This window comes from Burkholderia sp. S171 (assembly GCF_009766085.1).
Taxonomy (GTDB): domain Bacteria; phylum Pseudomonadota; class Gammaproteobacteria; order Burkholderiales; family Burkholderiaceae; genus Caballeronia.
The window spans coordinates 221,255-238,142 of record NZ_LMUF01000048.1; the positions used below are offsets into that span (position 1 = coordinate 221,255).

At 59.2% G+C, this 16,888-nt stretch carries 12 protein-coding genes; 6 read left to right on the top strand and 6 right to left on the bottom strand.

What is annotated here, in order from left to right:
- Nucleotides 1-65: 65 nt before the first annotated feature.
- The 5 genes from GSQ93_RS28370 to GSQ93_RS28390 form a co-directional block, all read right to left on the bottom strand.
- The gene (locus GSQ93_RS28370) at nt 66-1,481 is read right to left on the bottom strand and encodes an efflux transporter outer membrane subunit (protein ID WP_158938965.1); all 1,416 of its coding nucleotides are present in this window, start codon (nt 1,479-1,481) and stop codon (nt 66-68) included.
- Nucleotides 1,474-2,673: an efflux RND transporter periplasmic adaptor subunit gene (locus GSQ93_RS28375; RefSeq protein ID WP_158938966.1), complete on the bottom strand. Its 1,200-nt coding sequence runs from the start codon at nt 2,671-2,673 to the stop codon at nt 1,474-1,476. Before GSQ93_RS28375 ends, GSQ93_RS28370 begins: the two co-directional genes overlap by 8 nt.
- Complete coding sequence (locus GSQ93_RS28380; RefSeq protein ID WP_158938967.1) at nt 2,663-5,893, bottom strand: efflux RND transporter permease subunit; 3,231 nt, start codon at nt 5,891-5,893, stop codon at nt 2,663-2,665. The genes GSQ93_RS28375 and GSQ93_RS28380 overlap by 11 nt, the downstream gene beginning before the upstream one ends.
- A gap of 269 nt (nt 5,894-6,162) precedes the next feature.
- The gene (locus GSQ93_RS28385; protein ID WP_158938968.1) at nt 6,163-6,837 is read right to left on the bottom strand and encodes a response regulator transcription factor; all 675 of its coding nucleotides are present in this window, start codon (nt 6,835-6,837) and stop codon (nt 6,163-6,165) included.
- Between the two features lie 39 nt (nt 6,838-6,876).
- On the bottom strand, nt 6,877-7,800 hold the full coding sequence (locus GSQ93_RS28390; protein ID WP_158938969.1) for a LysR family transcriptional regulator: 924 nt from the start codon (nt 7,798-7,800) through the stop codon (nt 6,877-6,879).
- Nucleotides 7,801-8,244: 444 nt separating this feature from the next.
- Between GSQ93_RS28390 and GSQ93_RS28395 the strand changes: the two genes are divergently transcribed.
- Both GSQ93_RS28395 and GSQ93_RS28400 read left to right on the top strand, forming a co-directional pair.
- Nucleotides 8,245-9,411 (top strand): porin, encoded by a 1,167-nt coding sequence (locus GSQ93_RS28395; protein WP_158938970.1) that lies wholly within the window; start codon nt 8,245-8,247, stop codon nt 9,409-9,411.
- Nucleotides 9,412-9,551: 140 nt separating this feature from the next.
- Nucleotides 9,552-9,791, top strand: coding sequence for a hypothetical protein (locus GSQ93_RS28400; RefSeq protein WP_158938971.1), 240 nt, complete (start codon nt 9,552-9,554; stop codon nt 9,789-9,791).
- A gap of 99 nt (nt 9,792-9,890) precedes the next feature.
- Here GSQ93_RS28400 and GSQ93_RS28405 read toward each other — a convergent pair whose 3' ends face one another.
- Complete coding sequence (locus GSQ93_RS28405; protein ID WP_158938972.1) at nt 9,891-10,265, bottom strand: hypothetical protein; 375 nt, start codon at nt 10,263-10,265, stop codon at nt 9,891-9,893.
- A 748-nt stretch (nt 10,266-11,013) separates the two neighbouring features.
- On the opposite strand from GSQ93_RS28405, the gene GSQ93_RS28410 reads away from it, so the two are divergent.
- From GSQ93_RS28410 to GSQ93_RS28425, 4 genes are all read left to right on the top strand, one after another.
- A complete protein-coding gene (locus tag GSQ93_RS28410) occupies nt 11,014-12,576 on the top strand; it encodes an NADH-quinone oxidoreductase subunit M (protein WP_158938973.1) in 1,563 nt (520 codons plus the stop codon).
- Nucleotides 12,577-12,964: 388 nt separating this feature from the next.
- Nucleotides 12,965-13,699, top strand: coding sequence for a gluconate 2-dehydrogenase subunit 3 family protein (locus tag GSQ93_RS28415; protein ID WP_158938974.1), 735 nt, complete (start codon nt 12,965-12,967; stop codon nt 13,697-13,699).
- The gene (locus GSQ93_RS28420; RefSeq protein ID WP_158938975.1) at nt 13,699-15,477 is read left to right on the top strand and encodes a GMC family oxidoreductase; all 1,779 of its coding nucleotides are present in this window, start codon (nt 13,699-13,701) and stop codon (nt 15,475-15,477) included. The genes GSQ93_RS28415 and GSQ93_RS28420 overlap by 1 nt, the downstream gene beginning before the upstream one ends.
- Nucleotides 15,474-16,853: a cytochrome c gene (locus tag GSQ93_RS28425; protein WP_158938976.1), complete on the top strand. Its 1,380-nt coding sequence runs from the start codon at nt 15,474-15,476 to the stop codon at nt 16,851-16,853. Before GSQ93_RS28420 ends, GSQ93_RS28425 begins: the two co-directional genes overlap by 4 nt.
- The last annotated feature ends 35 nt before the right edge of the window (nt 16,854-16,888 follow it).

A 16,888-nucleotide genomic window follows, 5' to 3' on the forward strand; every position in this document is an offset into this window, starting at 1 on the left:
AAAACGCCGCCGAGGCCAAGAAATGGACCCCGGCGGCGTTTTCACTTCTACGGCTGAAATAAGCCTCAGGCGGGTTTCGCGGTCCATCCACCGCCCAGCGCCAGGATCAGGGACACCGAGGCCGTCAGCTGCCGCGTACGCAGGTTCAGTGAAGAGATTTGTGCAGTCAACTCCGTGGTTTGGGCCGTGACGACATCCAGATAGCTCACCACGCCGTCTCGATACTGCGATGTCGCCAGCGCGAGCGTCTGTTGCGCGGCGCTCAGCGCCTGATCTTCGTTGACTGATTCATCGCCGAGATGGTGCAGTTGCGCAAGACCGTCTTCGACCTGCTGAAACGCCACAAGCACGGCCTGCCGATACTTCGCACCATTCTCGGCGAGTTGCGCCCGCGAGTTCGCCACGGCTGCGCTGCGCTTGCCGCCATCGAAGATCGTGAACAGCAATTGCGGTCCCACCGACCAGATTTCATTGGGCGCCGCGAGCCAGGGCGAGAATGTATCGCTTTGATATCCGCCATCCAGGCCAAGTGAAATGTCAGGGTAGAACGCGGCCTTCGCCACGCCGATATTCGCGTTCGCCGCCGCCACGCGCCGCTCCGCCGCCGCAACATCGGGCCTGCGTTGTAAAAGCGTTGAAGGCAATCCGAGGGGTACGTGAGGCAGATAGTTGAACGCAACGTCCGGTGGCAACGAGAATGACGAAGCCGGTGTTCCTGTGAGTGTGGCAATTGCATGTTCAAGGAGCGCGCGGCTCGCCTGGGTATCGTCGGCGGCGGCGCGCGCGGAAGCGAGTTGCGTTTGCGCCCGCGACACATCCATGCCGGATGCCAGGCCGCCGTCGTGACGGCTCACAGTCAGCTTCAGCGCACGCTTATATGTGTCGATGGTGTCGTTGAGCAGCTTCGCGCGTTGATCGAGTCCGCGCAGTTCGAAATAGGTCGACGCGAGGCTTGACTGAAGGCTGAGGCGCAGCGACTCGAGATCGTCGGCGCTGGCCTCTTCTTGCGAGCGGCCCGCGCTAACCTGATTGCGCACCTTGCCCCACAAATCAAGGTCATAACCAATACCTACGCCAGCGTCTGCCGTGTTGTAAGTTGAAGGCTGATCCGTGCCACGCAACGGCCGGTTATCCGACTGCCGTTGCCGCGAGACATCGGCTTCGGCGCCAATAGTGGGAAACAGCCCGGAACGCGCTTCCTGAAGGTAAGCGCTGGCTTCGTCATGCCGGGCAACCGCTGCCGCGACATTCGGATTAGCCGTGGCGATCTTCGCTTCGAGCCCGCTCAATACCGGGTCGCGATACATGGTCCACCAGCTATCACGCGGAATGCGATCAGCGGGTTTCGCCGGTTGCCACGGACCGGCTTCCTTGAAGGTGGTGGGAATCGCCGTGGCGGGCACGGTGTAGGTGGGCGCGAACGAACACGCGTTCAGTGCAACAGCGCAGGCTGCCACTATCAGAAGACGGCGCTTAACCATGCTCATGCTCCGGCTGTCCGGTCGCCGCGGTGGCCACGGCCGTCGCGGCGCTGCGCACGAGTTCGCCTTCGGCAAGCGAGTCCGGCGGGTTGTCGATGATCGTGTCGCTCGCCGACAATCCCGATGCAATCAGCACATGAGTGCCGAGGTCGGTCGCGATCTTCACGTCTTTCAGATGCACGTGGTTATTCGGATCGATGACCGCGACCTGCATGTTGTCAGTTCGGAAGATCAGCGTGCTCGCCGGAACGAGCAACGCGCTGCCGGTGTTCGGCAGCGCGAAGTGAACCTGCGTGTATTCTCCCGGCAGCAGCAAGCCCGATGCATTGTCCACCGACAACTGCACCAGCAACGTGCCGGATGCTGGCGTAATCGCGTCGTCCGTGTCGACAAGCTTCGCGTCGAAGGTCATGCCCGGACGCTCCGGCACGGTCAGCTTGGCGGTGAGTCCAGGCTTGATCGCCGCCGCGTCGCTTTGCGGCACGTTCACATAGAGCCGGAGGCGGCGTGCGTCGGAGACGGCGAACAACTCCGGGCCGGTGCCGCCGCCCGCATCGATCAATGCACCAATATCGGTTTTGCGGGCCGTGACGATACCGTCAAACGGGGCCGTGATGCGCTTGAACGACTCGAGCGCTTCGAGGCGCGCGACATTGGCGCGGCTGGCTTCGACCGTGGCCTGCTTCGCGGTCAGGTCGCTGGTCTTTTCATCGGCGTCCTGTTGCGAGACCGAGTCCTGCTTCAGCATCTGCGTCCAGCGTTTCGCGGTGGTTGCCGCGAGGTTTTCGTTCGCTACCGTATTGGCGAGGTCGGCTCGTGCCTGTTGCAATTGCTGATCGAGATCAGGCGTATCGATCAAGCCGAGCAACTGGCCCGCCTTCACGTGCGTGCCGATGTCGGCGGACCACGTTTGCAGATAGCCGGACACGCGGGCATAGATGGGTGCATTGACGAAGGCCGCGAGCTGCCCCGGCAATTCCAGCGACTGCTCGGCCGCAGGCAACTGGGGCGTGACGGTGGCCACGGTCGGCACGGCTTGCGCGTCGGTCCAGGTCGTCAGTTCGTGCTCCGCGTGCGAGCGGCTGATGATGCCGTTGGTCACCACGCCCGCGGCAATCAACGCGATGATCACGCTGACCAGCTTCAGATGACGCAAGCGCTTAGGGGAATTGATTTCAATTTCAGTGGACATGCGATTCTCCTGATCCGGAAAGTGGGTGATCCTCTTGAGCTTTTTCATTTCGATGCACGAGGCTGAACACAACAGGCACGAATAGCAGCGTGGCAATGGTGGCGCACATCAGGCCGCCAATCACCGCCCGCCCGAGCGGGGCGTTCTGTTCGCCGCCGTCGCCGAGACCCAGTGCCATCGGCAACATGCCGATGATCATCGCAAGTGCGGTCATCAGCACCGGGCGAAACCGCGTGAACCCTGCTTCCATCGCGGCGACCAGCGCGTTGCCTGTAATGACCAGCCGTTCGCGGGCGAAGGTGACGACCAAAATCGAGTTCGCGGTCGCCACCCCCATACAGAGGATCGCGCCCGTCAGCGCAGGGACGGATAGGGGCGTGTGCGTCACGAACAGCATCCAGACGATGCCCGCGAGCGCTGCCGGCAACGCAGTCACGATCACGAACGCATCACTCCACGAATGAAAGTTCACCACGATCAGCAGGTAGATCAGCACGATTGCCGCGATCAGGCCGAGGCCCAGTTCCATGAACGCGCTGTTCATGGTCTGAACCTGGCCTCGCACGGTCACTTGCGAGCCCTTCGGTACGTCCTTGGCGGTCTGGTGCACGATCGAGTTGATCTGCGCGGCAACGGCGCCCAGATCCCGGCCTTGCGTGGTGGCGTAGATATCGAACAGGGGTTCGATGTTGTAGTGCGAGACGACCGCGTTACCGACGCCGCGCTTGATCGTTGCGATGCCGCCCAGAATCTGCGCCTCGCCAGTTTTGCCGGTGACCATCAGATTGCCGAGGTCGTTGAGCGAGGTCATGCGGTATTGCGGCGTCTGCGCGACGACTGCGTACGACACGCCGTTGCGCGGGTTAAGCCAGTAGGTCGGGGCAACCTGGCTCGTGCCCGAGAGATTGGCGACGACCGAGTTGGTCACGTCGCCCTCCGTGATGCCCAGTTCAGCGGCACGGGTCCGGTCAACCGACACGGTGAATTGAGGGTAGGTCGTCGCCTGTTGAATACGCGTGTCGGCAATGCCCGGAATCAGCTGTACCTTGCGCAGCAGTTGCTGGGCATACGCATAGTTGCCGGCCTGATTCGGACCGGCGACCTGGATATCGATCGGAGCCGGTGAGCCGAAGTTAAGAATTTGCGAAATGATGTCGGCAGGCAGGAACGAGAAGGTCACGCCCGGATATGCACGCGGCAGCAGCCGACGCAGTTTCTTGACGTACTCGGCCGTTGGCGCGTGGTCCTCGCCGAGCGAGATCAGGATGTCGCCGTCCGATGGTCCCATCGTGCCGCTGTTGTTATAGGTCAGGTTAATACCGCTGTTGGGCAAGCCGATGTTGTCGATGACAGCTCGCAACTGATTCGGTGGAATCGTCCGGCGAACGGTGTTCTCGACATGATCGAAGAGGTTCGCGGTCTGCTCGATCCGCAAGCCGACCGGACCCCGCACATGCAACGCGATCTCACCCGAGTCGATGTTCGGAAAGAAGTTGCGCCCGAGAAACGGCGACAGTAAAAAAGACGCCGCGACCACCGCCAGGAAGCCGACGATGAACTGCTTGCGGCTGCTGAGCGCCATCCCTAGCAGGATGCGGTACATGCCGCGAAAGCGCCCGAACAGTTGCTCAAAGCTGCGCTGGAATCGGACCAGGGGATTTTTTGAAGGCGTGTGATGCGTCATGCCGTGCGGGTCCATGCTCGCGGCAAGCTCGCCGGATGCATGCCCCCCTGACGCGTGAGGCCGCAGCAGGTATTGCGCCATCATCGGCACGAAGGTTCGTGAGAGTACGAACGAGGCGATCATGGCGAAGATCACGGCCTCGGCCATGGGCACGAACAGGAACCGTGCAATGCCGTCGAGCAGCAGCATGGGCACGAACACAATGCAGATGCACAGCAGCGAGACGAGAGCGGGCGTCACAATCTGCGCGGCGCCGTCAAGAATCGCGTCCTTGACCGGCTTGCCCTGTTCCAGATGCCAGTTGATATTTTCAATGGTCACAGTTGCGTCGTCGACGAGAATACCCACCGCAAGCGCAAGCCCTCCAAGCGTCATGACGTTGAGCGTCTCGCCCATCGCCGACAGGGCTGCTATCGCGGCCAGAACCGCAAGCGGGATGGACGACGCAATGATCAGCGTGGAGCGCCAGCTTCCCAGGAACAACAGGATCATCAGCGAGGTCAGGGCAGCGGCAATGATGCCTTCACGCGCCACGCCGCTCACCGCGCCCTTCACGAATACGGATTGATCGCCCATGGTCACGAGCTTGAGGCCAGGGGGCAGGGTCTCGCGAATCAGCGGTAGCTTCGCCTTGACGCCCGCGATGATGTCGAGCGTTGAAGCCGAGCCGTTCTTCAGAATACTCATCAACACGGCGCGATGGCCGTCGAGACGCACGATATTGCTCTGCGGCGGATTGCCGTCGCGCACGTGTGCTATATCGCGGATATAGATGGTTGCGCCGTTGATCGTCTTGACGGGCAGGTTGTTGAGTTGATCAAGCGCGAGCGGGCTGTTGTTCAGCTTGATGTTGTATTCGAAGTCGCCAATTTTCTCGGTCCCCGCCGGCACGATCTGATTCTGCTGCGCCAATGCGTTCGCCACGTCCGTAGCGGACAGCCGGTCCGCCTGCAAAGCGTGCGGATCCAGGTCGATCTGCACTTCGCGCGTCTTGCCGCCGTAAGGCGTCGGGATCGCCACACCGGGTACGCTCAGCAGCGCAGGCCGAATAAAGTTGGTCGCGTAATCGGCCAGCTTCTGCTCATCGAGCGTGTTGCTGGTGAGCGCAATCTGAAGGACTGGAACCGTCGATGCGTTGTAGTTCAGGATCTGTGGCGGCGTAATGCCCGGGGGCATTTGCTTGAGCACGGTCTGGGAGACTGAAGTGACCTGAGCGGTGGCCGTCCGGATATCGACGGTCGGCTGGAAGAAGATCTTGACGATGCCATAGCCCCGGAACGACTGCGATTCAATATGCTGAACGTCATTGACGGTCGTACCGAGTGTACGTTCGTAGTACGTGACAATCCGGCCCGACATGTCGTCCGGTTGAAGCCCTGCGTAGTTCCAGATGACACTGATGACGGGAATGCGGATATCGGGAAAGATGTCCGTCGGCGTACGGAGTGCCGCGAGCGGACCGATCAACACGATCAGCATCGCCAGCACGATGAACGTATAGGGCCGAGTCAAAGCTAATCGGACAATTTTCAACATTGAGAACGGCTCCGTTCAGGGTGCGCATGGTTCGCGCTGACTTAGTGACTTAGTGACTTAGTGACTTAGTGACTTAACAACATCAGGACATCGGACTGATTGCGCAATGACAGCGCCGGTGTCAGTCATTCTGGAAGGATCGGGTTAACACCCGCGCACGGGAAAAATGAAACTAGTTTTAGTTTCGAGAAGGCAAGGGGGGCGTGACGAAAGTCGAGCGCAGCCACAAGATGCGAAACACCTTGTGGCTGCGTCCAGTGATGAAGAAATTAGTCCAGCAAATAGCCGGAGCCGCGAATGGTGCGGATTGCCGGCCGGCCACTGGAGTCATCCACTTTCTTTCTCAGGCGGCCGACATGGACATCGATCAGGTTGGTGCCCGGATCGAAACGGCAGCCCCATACGCCTTCGAAAATCATGGTGCGCGTGAGCACCTGGCCTACATGACGCATCATGAATTCGAGCACGCGAAACTCGGTCGGCTGCAGGTCGAGCACGCGACCGTGAAGCGTGACGCGGCGACGTACGAGATTAAGCTCGAGGCCATGCACACGCAAGACCGTTTCGTCGGATGCGGGTCCGGCCTTGCGTCGAAGCAAGGCTTCCACGCGGGCGCGCATTTCATCGTGAGAGAAGGGCTTGGTGAGATAGTCGTCACCGCCGGCCCGCAGTCCGCGCACGCGGTCATCCACATGGCTCATTGAACTGACAATCAGCACAGGGGTGTCTATGCCGACGCCTCGCATGGTCGTCACGATCGTGAGGCCATCCAGGTCCGGCAACATGCGATCAAGCGTGACGATGTCATAACCGCCGCCAATGGCTTTGGCAATGCCATCGCGGCCGGTGCGCGCAACCTGGACCGTATAGCCCGGTGCTGACAATGCGCGCGACACTTCCTGCGCCATGAGTTCGTCGTCTTCTATGGCAAGTACTTTCGGCATTACAACGCGCTCCAGAGTGGGGGATGCACGGAATGCACGTCAGGCCGCGGCACGCAGTCCTACCGCATTGTCAGGGGCACGGTACTGGCTTACCGAGAAGTCGATGAAATGCCGGACCTTCGCGGAGAGGTAGTTGCGACCCGTGTAGAGAATCGAAACCTGACGTACGCCACCCGTTATCTGGAACTGGCCGAGTATGGGAAGCAAAAAGCCTTTCGCCATATCGTCCTTGACCAGCGGTGCCGGTAGCAACGCGATCCCCATGTCCGCCAGCGCCGCCGAACGAACCGTTGCACTGCTGGTTGCATGCAGCGCGTTGCCGGTTGCCACGCGATACACGCCGTTCTGATCCGAGAATTCCCAATTGCGCGCAGAGCCGTCGGAGATCGACAGCAGATGATGATGCGCGAGCGCCGCAGGATTCACGGGCGTGCCGTTCTGGGACAGATAACCGGGCGAGGCGACTGCAACCTCTTTGAACGCTGTCAGGTGACGGCACACCAGCGACGAGTTAGGCAGATTGCGATCGGCAGAAAAACCGACATCGAAACCGCCTTCTATTAACTCTATAGGCGAGTCGTAGGTTGTTACGTCAAAGCCAATGCGCGGATACGCTGCGCGATACGCCGCGAGCAGATTGCTCAGGCCGCACGCGGCATAGGTAGTCGATGCCGCCACGCGTAATGTTCCGCTGAGATCACGGGTCGAACGTACGAGGCTCTCTTCAATTGTATCGAGCTGCTCAATGATCGTTCGGCAGCCATCCACGTAAGCCTGTCCTGCTTCGGTCAGCGAGAGGCGGCGCGTGGAGCGGTTCAGGAGGCGCATGTTCAGGTGCGCTTCCAGCATGCTGATGCTACGGGTGACTGCCGCGGCCGACATGCCGAGTTGCTTGGCGGCCAGACTGAAGCTGGTGAGATCGACCACGCGGGTGAAAACGCGCATTGCTTGTAGCTGATTCATGATGGGCAGCCTGTATCGATTTGACTGCCAGCATGATCTGCTACGTGACGTAACAAGGACGCGCCTGCTTTATTAAGTCTTTTTTAACTTTGTTGGCGGTTCTTAAGACAACCATAAATCAACGGCGTGGCGCATTCGATACAGGCAAACCCTCAACGATGGAAATGCCACAACACGTGCATATCGCTCAAACCTAGCGTACGTCTGCGTTCGCGCCGATCCCACGGGTCTCGCTTGCGGATATTGAAAATCTGTCATTCAGTTCAGCCACGGTGTTTGCATCGCCTCGCTCCGTAGACTGCGATCCTCTGAGGTCAGGGCCGCACTCAACGCTGCATGTCCTCACGCTCGAAGCGTTGTCTGCTTCGATAGCGCACGGCTAAAGTCACGCAGCGTTGCAAGATGCTTCCTGACCCGGAACCCGTTATCTATGTGGAGTTCAAGATGAAGAAAGTTCTGTTGGCTGCAACTATTTCCAGCCTGTTCGCAGTAGCCGCTCACGCGCAAAGCAGCGTCACGCTGTATGGCGTGATCGATGCCGGCGTGGTGTACGCGAACAACTCGCACACGCCGGGTTCGGCCTCGTCGGGTCAATCGTGGGGTGTGGGTAGCGGCAACGTCAGCGACACGCTGTGGGGCTTGAAGGGCAGCGAGGACCTGGGTGGCGGCATGCACGCCATCTTCAAGTTGGAAGATGGCTTTAACGTGAACAATGGCGCGTTCTCGCAGTCGAACGAGATCTTCGGCCGTCAGGCATACGTTGGTCTGCAATCGAACCAGTACGGTACGGTGACGCTCGGCAAGCAATACGATTCCACGGTTGATTATCTGGCGCCACTGTCGGAAGCCGGCCAGGGCCTGGGCAACAACCTTGCCGCCCATCCGTTCGATAACGACAATCTGGACAATAGCTTCAGCATCAGCAACTCGGTGAAGTTCGCGAGCATTGATTACGCCGGTTTCAAGTTCGGCGGTTTGTACGGCTTTTCGAACAAGGCGGGCGCGTTCTCGGACAATCGCGCTTATAGCGCTGGCGCGTCTTACTCCAATGGCCCGTTGAGCTTCGCTGCGTCGTATTTGCAGATCAACAATCCCGGCCAGGGCGACAACGCGAATGGTGCAGTGTCGGGAGCGAATAACACATCAACGTTCGTCGCAGCGCGGCAGCGCACGTTCGGCGGTGGCGTCAACTACGCATTCGGCCCGGCCACGGTTGGCTTCGTGTATACCCACACGAAGCTTGACGGTCTCGATGCGATCAACATGAACGACGGTTATACGGCCTTGTCGGGTAACAGTCTGCGTCTGGACAACTACGAAGTGAATACGCGTTACGCGTTGACACCGGCGATGAGTCTCGAAGGCGCGTACACCTTCACGAACGGCTCGTTCAATACGGCTGCCGGCGATGCCAAGCCGAAGTATCACCAGTTCTCGTTGCTTGCTGACTATAGCCTGAGCAAACGCACGGACGTGTATGCGGAAGGGGTGTTTCAACATGCGTCCGGTGGCGACGGTACGGTTCTGGGCGATGCAGCTATTAACGGCCTAAGCCCGTCGACAACGGACAAGCAAGTGGCTGTGACGGTTGGCATGCGTCACCGGTTCTAAGTTGCAGGGTTTGAGTTGGTAATGATCGACGCCGCGTGGTTTCATGCGGCGTCGTTTTTTTGGCTTGTGGTTTTATTGAGGTGGACGAGTTCAATTGCGGGTTAGCGTTGGTCCGTTGCAACCAAAGGAGACACGTCTGGATGACAACGGAATTGACGCGTTATAACGGCAATCGGTACGTGCTGCGCAAAGGGCAAAGCGTCACCGATGACGCTGACCAAGACTATATCGATGCAGCCGCCAAGCTCGAAAAAACCTACTGGGGGCACGAGCTAAAGGGCAAGCAGATAGCGTTTCTATCCGCGTCGCTAGGCGCGGAAATGTATATCGAATACGACTCCGTGAGGAAGCTTACGAACAACATGCGAACCACGGAGTAGCGGTTTCAGTTTAACGCGTCGCCGCTCGCTTGGAGCGTATCAGTGCCTACTGCCTCTGTGATAGACAACACAAATTCGTTGATGGTGGGTAACCCCCTATCAACTCGGTATCTGGCTCACTTCAAACGACTGCGGCACCGGCTTGACGATAGCGTCTTGCAGGCGTTCCAAACTGGATTGAGGAATCGCAAAGCCTGCCCAACCGAGCCCGGTATGACGCAGCAGCAGGACGACCCCGTCGAACAATGGATTCTTGTCCAGGTACCAGCACGGATCAATCTCGATCACATAGTTATGCGTGCGCGACGGTTCGTGCGGCAGAGCCGGGGACAGTCCTGAACGGATATGGCTGAGACGTTCGATCAGCAGGTCGACGTCGTCGACATCGAGAATTGCCGCGTTCGATCCAATATCGAAGCGTACTGCCTGACGGCCGGAATCGTGGACCGCCTCGACTAATAATGTTTGGTACATCGCGAAACTCCCAATGTGTAATCGGTCCATTCATTATGGAATTCTGTGACTTGGGAAATCTGAAACAACGCTATCGAAGGATGAAGTTTTTTTTAGAATTGACTGAATCGCCGGTGCTCCGGCAGTCGCTTCAGACCGCTAGCCGAACAACGAGCGGGCGAATCACTCGATTAAATACATAGCAATACGAATTAATTAGCGCTGAAGATTCGGCTCAAAATGACCGCTCCCCAACAAACTCGGCCCGTCGTTTTCGTAGCACGTCCGATTCCCATCCTGCAGCGTAGCGGTGCTTCACCTAAACCGACGTTGAGTGGAACTCGCCGCTCGTGACAGGAAAACGAAAGCATAGATGTAAGAAATGTTCGAGTGGATTCAGCAGGCTACCGACCCGTCAGACACTCATCGAGATGTCCCATATTTCGGGCTTTAATCCCAAAAAGGATTGTGCAGACGCACATTTTTACCTTCAATCGATTGTCATTAAACACTTTTGAATCAAGCCACAAGCGCTGATCACGAAAAATTCATCGCTGTTGCGCTGCAAAATATTTGTGGCTGAATTATGCTCGTTAACCCTTAGCAGGGGTGCTCGTACTCGCTGGCGAGCTTTCGGTTGCTTACGTCTGTGGTTTAACGGCGGACCGAAGAAAGACAGGCTAACGATTGACTTTCATTCTTTCACTCTTAGTAGCGGCTTTGCCCCAGGCAATGCCGATTAGCGCTCTAACAAGGTCTTATCTCAGCGATGTCATCCTTACCGCTTCTCAGTCTTGCCATTTGGCTTCCGATCATCTTTGGCGTCGCGATCCTCAGGATTGGGTCGGACCGCAACCCGATGCCTGCGCGCTGGCTCGCGCTTACCGGGTCGGCCGTCTGCTTTGTTATCACGCTGCCGCTGGTCACCGGATTTGAAACCCATTCTGCTGCGATGCAGTTCGTCGAACGCGTGAACTGGTTGCCGGCTTTCGACATCTCGTATCACCTTGGTGTCGACGGCATCTCGATGTGGCTCACAGTGCTCACCGCGTTCACGACGCTGATCGTGACCATTGCTTCGTGGAACGTAATCACGGTGCGTGTTGCTCAATATCTCGCGTCGTTCATGTTTCTGTCGGGCCTGATGATCGGGACCTTCGCGTCGCTCGACGGCATGCTGTTCTTCGTGTTTTTCGAAGCGACGCTGATCCCCATGTATCTGCTGATCGGCTCTTGGGGAGGCACCGGACGCGTGCTTGCGGCCGTCAAGTTCTTCTTCTTTTCGCTGGTCGGCTCGCTGATGATGCTGATGGCGATGTTGTATCTGTACCAGCAATCGCACACCTTCGACCTCGCCAGTTGGCAGGCGCTGCCCATGGGCTTCGCGCCGCAGGTGCTGGTGTTCATCGCGTTCTTTGCGGCCTTTGCCGTCAAGGTTCCGATGTGGCCGATCCATACATGGCTGCCGCAAGTCCACCTTGAAGCACCCACGGGCGCCTCGGTCGTGCTCGGCATGTTGAAGCTCGGCGGATATGGTTTCCTCCGGTTCGCGTTGCCCGTCACACCGGACGCGGCGCATTTCTTTTCGCCGGTGATCATCGTGCTGTCGTTGATCGCGGTGATCCATGCAAGCCTGGTCGCGCTGGCGCAAACGGACATGAGCAAGCTGCTCGCGTACTCGGCCATCGCGCACATGGGGCTCGTCACGCTGGGACTGTTCCTCTTCAACGACATCGGTATGGACGGCGCGATCGTCCAGATGATTTCGTACGGCTTCGTCTCGGGCGCGATGTTTCTTTGCATCGGCATTCTGTGGGAGCGAATGCACACCCGTTCCATGGATGCCTACGGTGGCGTTGCCAACGTGATGCCGCGGTTCGCGGTCTTCGCCATGCTGTTCTCCATGGCTAACGTGGGCTTGCCCGGGACCTCGGGCTTTGTCGGCGAATTCATGGTCATCATGGGCGCGGTCAAGTTCAACTTCTGGATCGGAGCGCTGGCTTGCACGACCCTGATCCTGAGCGCTTCGTACACGCTGTGGATGTACAAGCGAACCATCTACGGACCGGTCGGCAATGCGGGCGTAGCCGGTCTCGGCGATCTCGGCAAACGCGAGTTCGGTATGCTGGGTGCACTCGCGGTGCTGGTGCTGGCGATCGGCGTTTATCCGAAACCGCTGACCGATTCTATCGATGCATCCGCTGCCAATCTGCTCAAGCAAGCTGACGACTCGAAGCAACCGCACACAGACTATCTCCCCGGGCCAGACACAGGGCTGCGCGCGTCGATTCACTCGCCGGCACCGTTCCTGGTTCGTGCAAAAGGGTTTTAATGTTTGATCGACCTTCCGGGATATCGCACTCCAGGTGGCGAGTCCTTGCTTCCCGCGAGGGCTTTCTGTGAGGCGTACTCGAACAACATGCACCGGCATAACTTTGCAGACTTCGCCGAGCAAGCATGCAGCAAGCGCTGCTGCACCGGACATAACGGGTGGTAAAGGGTGGTGAAGGGTGGTGAAGGCCGCGAGCAGTTTGCGGTCCCCAACCATGTGCCCGGGCTTCCTGGCTTGCTCATCGCCGGCGGTCGGTTCATTGTTCATGAAATTCCAGCCAACTCAGCGGCTCGCCAAGCAATAATGCACGCGATTAAGCTGGCGACTAAGCTGGCAATGAAGCTGGCAGTAAATAGGCTCCCCAAGAATAATTAAAGGAAACTTTCCCATGCTCAAGTTTCTCAGCGTCAAGCAATCGAGTGACAGCAGGCGCACTTTCCTGCGCAAGTCCGTCGCCCTGGTGCCAATCGCAAGCATCGCCGGTTGCGACCTCACTGCGACCACTCCGTCCAACACAGGTACTCCCGCAACGCAAGCAGGCGCGTCGCCTTATACCCCCGTTTTCTTCGACGCCAAAGAGTGGGCATTCGTAGGCGCGGCCGTCGACCGCCTGATTCCTGCCGACGCCAACGGACCCGGGGCAATCGATGCGGGCGTGCCTGAATTCATAGACCGCCAGATGGATACGCCTTATGCGCACGGTGCGCTCTGGTATATGCAGGGTCCGTTTCAAGAAGGCCCGCCCGAGCTCGGCTATCAGTTGAAACTCGTACCGCGCGACGTGTACCGCATGGGTATTGCGGCTGTTGACCAGTACTGCAGCAAGACCTACAGCAAGACCTTTGCGGCGCTCGACACCACCACCCGCGACACCGTGCTTGGCCAGCTCGAAGCCAACAAGATCGAGCTCGACGAGGTCCCCGCCGGCACCTTCTTCGCGCAGTTGCTGCAAAACACCCGCGAGGGTTTCTTCTGTGATCCGGTGCACGGCGGCAACCGCAACATGGTCGGCTGGAAGACCATCGGTTTTCCGGGTGCACGCGCCGACTTCATGGACTTCGTCAACCAGGATGGCAAGCCTTATCCGTATGGACCGGTTTCGATCAAAGGGGAGCGCACCTGATGGCTGCACAGAAAAAGCCGCACGTCGATGCGGTGATCGTCGGTTTTGGCTGGACGGGCGCGATCCTCGCGAAAGAGCTGACCGAAGCCGGATTGAAAGTGGTGGCGCTCGAGCGCGGCGAGTATCGCGACACCTATCCCGACGGCGCGTATCCGAACACGATCGACGAGCTCACCTACAGCGTGCGCAAGAAGCTGTTCATCGACCTGTCGAAAAACACCGTCTCCATCCGCCATGGCGTGAATGACACGGCGCTGCCGTATCGCCAGCTCGCGGCGTTCACGCCGGGCGAGGGCGTGGGCGGAGCGGGCTTGCACTGGTCGGGCGTGCACTTTCGCGTGGCGCCTGAAGAGCTGCGTCTGCGCAGTCATTATGAGGAGCGCTACGGCAAAAAATTCATTCCTGAAGGCATGACGATCCAGGATGCCGGCGTGAGCTACGAGGAACTTGAACCGCACTTCGATTTCGCCGAGAAGGTATTCGGAACCTCGGGGCAAGCGTACAAGGTGAAGGACCAGATTGTTGGCGACGGCAATATTTTCGACGCTCCGCGAAGCGATCATTTCCCGCTGCCCGCGCAACTGAACACGTATTCCGCCGAGCGGTTCGGGCGTGCTGCCAAGGAACTGGGGCTGCATCCCTACCGCTTGCCGTCGGCGAATACGTCGGGGCCGTACACCAATCCGTATGGCGTGCAGATGGGACCCTGCAACTTCTGCGGTTTTTGCAGCGGTTACGCGTGCTACATGTACTCGAAGGCATCGCCTAACCTGAATATCCTGCCGGCGCTGAAACAGACGCCGAACTTCGAGCTACGCGTGAAGTGTCACGTACTGCGCGTCAATCTCGACGATACAAAAAAGCGCGCCACAGGCGTGACTTATCTCGACGCGGCCGGCCGCGAAGTTGAGCAGCCCGCCGACCTGGTGATCGTCGCGGCGTTCCAGTATCACAACGTCCGGCTACTGCTGCTCTCGGGCATCGGCAAGCCCTACGACCCGGTCTCGGGAGAGGGTGTCGTCGGCAAGAATTTCGCGTACCAGAACCTGTCGACCATCACCGCATTCTTCGACAAGGACACATACACCAATCCGTATATTGGCGCGGGCGGCAACGGTGTTGCGGTGGACGACTTCAACGCCGACAACTTCGACCACGGGCCGCTAGGCTTCGTCGGCGGATCGCCCTGCTGGGTCAACCAGGCGGGCACCAAGCCGATCAGCGGTATTGCGACCCCCTCGGGTACGCCGAACTGGGGCAGCGCATGGAAGCAGTCGGTGAAGGACAACTACCTGCATACGGTATCCATGGACGCACATGGATCGAACATGACGTATCGCGATGTCTATCTCGACCTGGATCCGACTTATCAGGACCCTTACGGGCAACCGCTCCTGCGCATGACCTTCGACTGGAAAGACAACGACATCAAGATGGCGCGCTACGTAACGGGGCAGATGCACAAGATTGCCGAGGCGATGGGGCCGGTCGCCATCAACGTCTACACGCGCGAGTTCGGCGCTCACTTCGACACGCGTCGCTACCAGACCACGCATCTCGTGGGTGGCGCGATCATGGGGACAGACCCGAAGACCAGTGTGCTGAATCGTTATCTGCAAAGCTGGGATGTGCACAACGTGTTCGTGATGGGGTCGTCGGCGTTTCCGCAGGGGATCGGCTATAACCCGACCGGCCTCGTGGCGGCGCTGGCCTATTGGTCGGCCAAGGCGATCCGCGAACAGTATCTGAAGAACCCCGGCCCGCTGGTGAGCGCATGAGGACAATTAAAATATCGGCGGCTGCCGCGCTGTTCGCCCTTGCATCGCTGGCTCAAGCTCAATCTCAGGCTCAATCCAATCAAGCCCAGTCTCGAGCAGATTCCGCGATGATTGCCCGCGGCGAATACATCGCCCGTGCATCGGATTGCATCGCGTGTCATACAGCGGTGAACGGCAAGCCGTTTGCGGGCGGTCTGAAGCTGGACACGCCGATCGGGCCGATTTATTCGAGCAACATCACGCCTGACGCCAGCACGGGTATTGGTTCGTACACCGTCGAGGAATTCGACCGGACCCTGCGTGAAGGGGTTAAAAAGAACGGCGACACCCTGTATCCGGCTATGCCGTATCCCTCGTATTCGCGCTTGTCGGATGACGACGTGCATGCGCTTTACGCCTATTTCATGCATGGCGTAAGCCCGGTTCAGCAAAGCAATCGCGCGACCGGAATCGTCTGGCCGCTGTCAATGCGATGGCCGCTCGCACTATGGCGCACGGCGTTTGCGCCCAAGCCTCAACCGTTCACGGCACCGGCCGGAACGGACCCCGTTTTGGCGCGTGGCGCTTATCTAGTGCAGGGCGCGGGCCATTGCGGCGCCTGTCATACGCCCCGTGCCGTGACCATGCAGGAAAAAGCGCTGACCGATGCCGACGGCCTCGACTATCTGTCTGGTGGGGCACCTGTCGACGGCTGGGTGCCGGCAAGCTTGCGTGGCGAGCAGAGGACGGGCATTGGCATGTGGAGCGAGAGCGATATTGTTCAATTCCTGAAGACGGGACGCTCCCCGCACACGGCGGCTTTTGGCGGCATGACTGACGTGGTCGCCCACAGCATGCAGTTCATGAGCGACGCCGATCTTAGCGCGATCGCCCGTTATTTGAAGAGCCTGCCGCCCAAGCTTCAGGGGCAAACGCCGTACGTCTACGACGACACGGTTGCCAAAGCGTTACGTACAGGCAATGTCGGGAAGCCGGGCGCTGCCGTGTACCGCGATAACTGCATGGGGTGCCATCGCAGCGATGGGACGGGTTACACGCGCGTGTTTCCAGCGCTCGGCGGCAATCCTGTGGTGCAGGGTGAAGACGCGAGTTCGCTGATTCACGTAGTGCTCTCGGGGAATACGCTGCCGGGCGTTCATACGGCGCCCTCGTCGTTCACCATGCCGCCGTTGGGATGGCGTCTCTCCGATCAGGAAGTGGCCGACGTCTCGAACTTCGTGCGCACGAGCTGGGGCAATACCGGTTCGGTGGTGACAGCGGAGCAGGTCGCGAAAATGAGGAAGCTGGTGAAACCGCCGGGCATGCCGCCGATTGCCGGCAGCGCGGAGGTAGAGGCGAACGGAATGAATGGAACGAACGGGCAGGCCAGCCATTAGAGGCGGTAGAACGGCCGTTGTAACGTGGCCAACGG

Excerpts from the sequence above, each read along its gene's own strand:
- GSQ93_RS28420 (WP_158938975.1), top strand. The coding sequence starts at position 13,699 with ATGGCTGCACAGAAAAAGCCGCACGTCGATGCGGTGATCGTCGGTTTT.
- GSQ93_RS28410 (WP_158938973.1), top strand. The coding sequence starts at position 11,014 with ATGTCATCCTTACCGCTTCTCAGTCTTGCCATTTGGCTTCCGATCATC.
- GSQ93_RS28415 (WP_158938974.1), top strand. The coding sequence starts at position 12,965 with ATGCTCAAGTTTCTCAGCGTCAAGCAATCGAGTGACAGCAGGCGCACT.
- GSQ93_RS28425 (WP_158938976.1), top strand. The coding sequence starts at position 15,474 with ATGAGGACAATTAAAATATCGGCGGCTGCCGCGCTGTTCGCCCTTGCA.
- GSQ93_RS28390 (WP_158938969.1), bottom strand. The coding sequence starts at position 7,800 with ATGAATCAGCTACAAGCAATGCGCGTTTTCACCCGCGTGGTCGATCTC.
- GSQ93_RS28405 (WP_158938972.1), bottom strand. The coding sequence starts at position 10,265 with ATGTACCAAACATTATTAGTCGAGGCGGTCCACGATTCCGGCCGTCAG.
- GSQ93_RS28395 (WP_158938970.1), top strand. The coding sequence starts at position 8,245 with ATGAAGAAAGTTCTGTTGGCTGCAACTATTTCCAGCCTGTTCGCAGTA.
- GSQ93_RS28385 (WP_158938968.1), bottom strand. The coding sequence starts at position 6,837 with ATGCCGAAAGTACTTGCCATAGAAGACGACGAACTCATGGCGCAGGAA.
- GSQ93_RS28400 (WP_158938971.1), top strand. The coding sequence starts at position 9,552 with ATGACAACGGAATTGACGCGTTATAACGGCAATCGGTACGTGCTGCGC.
- GSQ93_RS28380 (WP_158938967.1), bottom strand. The coding sequence starts at position 5,893 with ATGTTGAAAATTGTCCGATTAGCTTTGACTCGGCCCTATACGTTCATC.
- GSQ93_RS28370 (WP_158938965.1), bottom strand. The coding sequence starts at position 1,481 with ATGGTTAAGCGCCGTCTTCTGATAGTGGCAGCCTGCGCTGTTGCACTG.
- GSQ93_RS28375 (WP_158938966.1), bottom strand. The coding sequence starts at position 2,673 with ATGTCCACTGAAATTGAAATCAATTCCCCTAAGCGCTTGCGTCATCTG.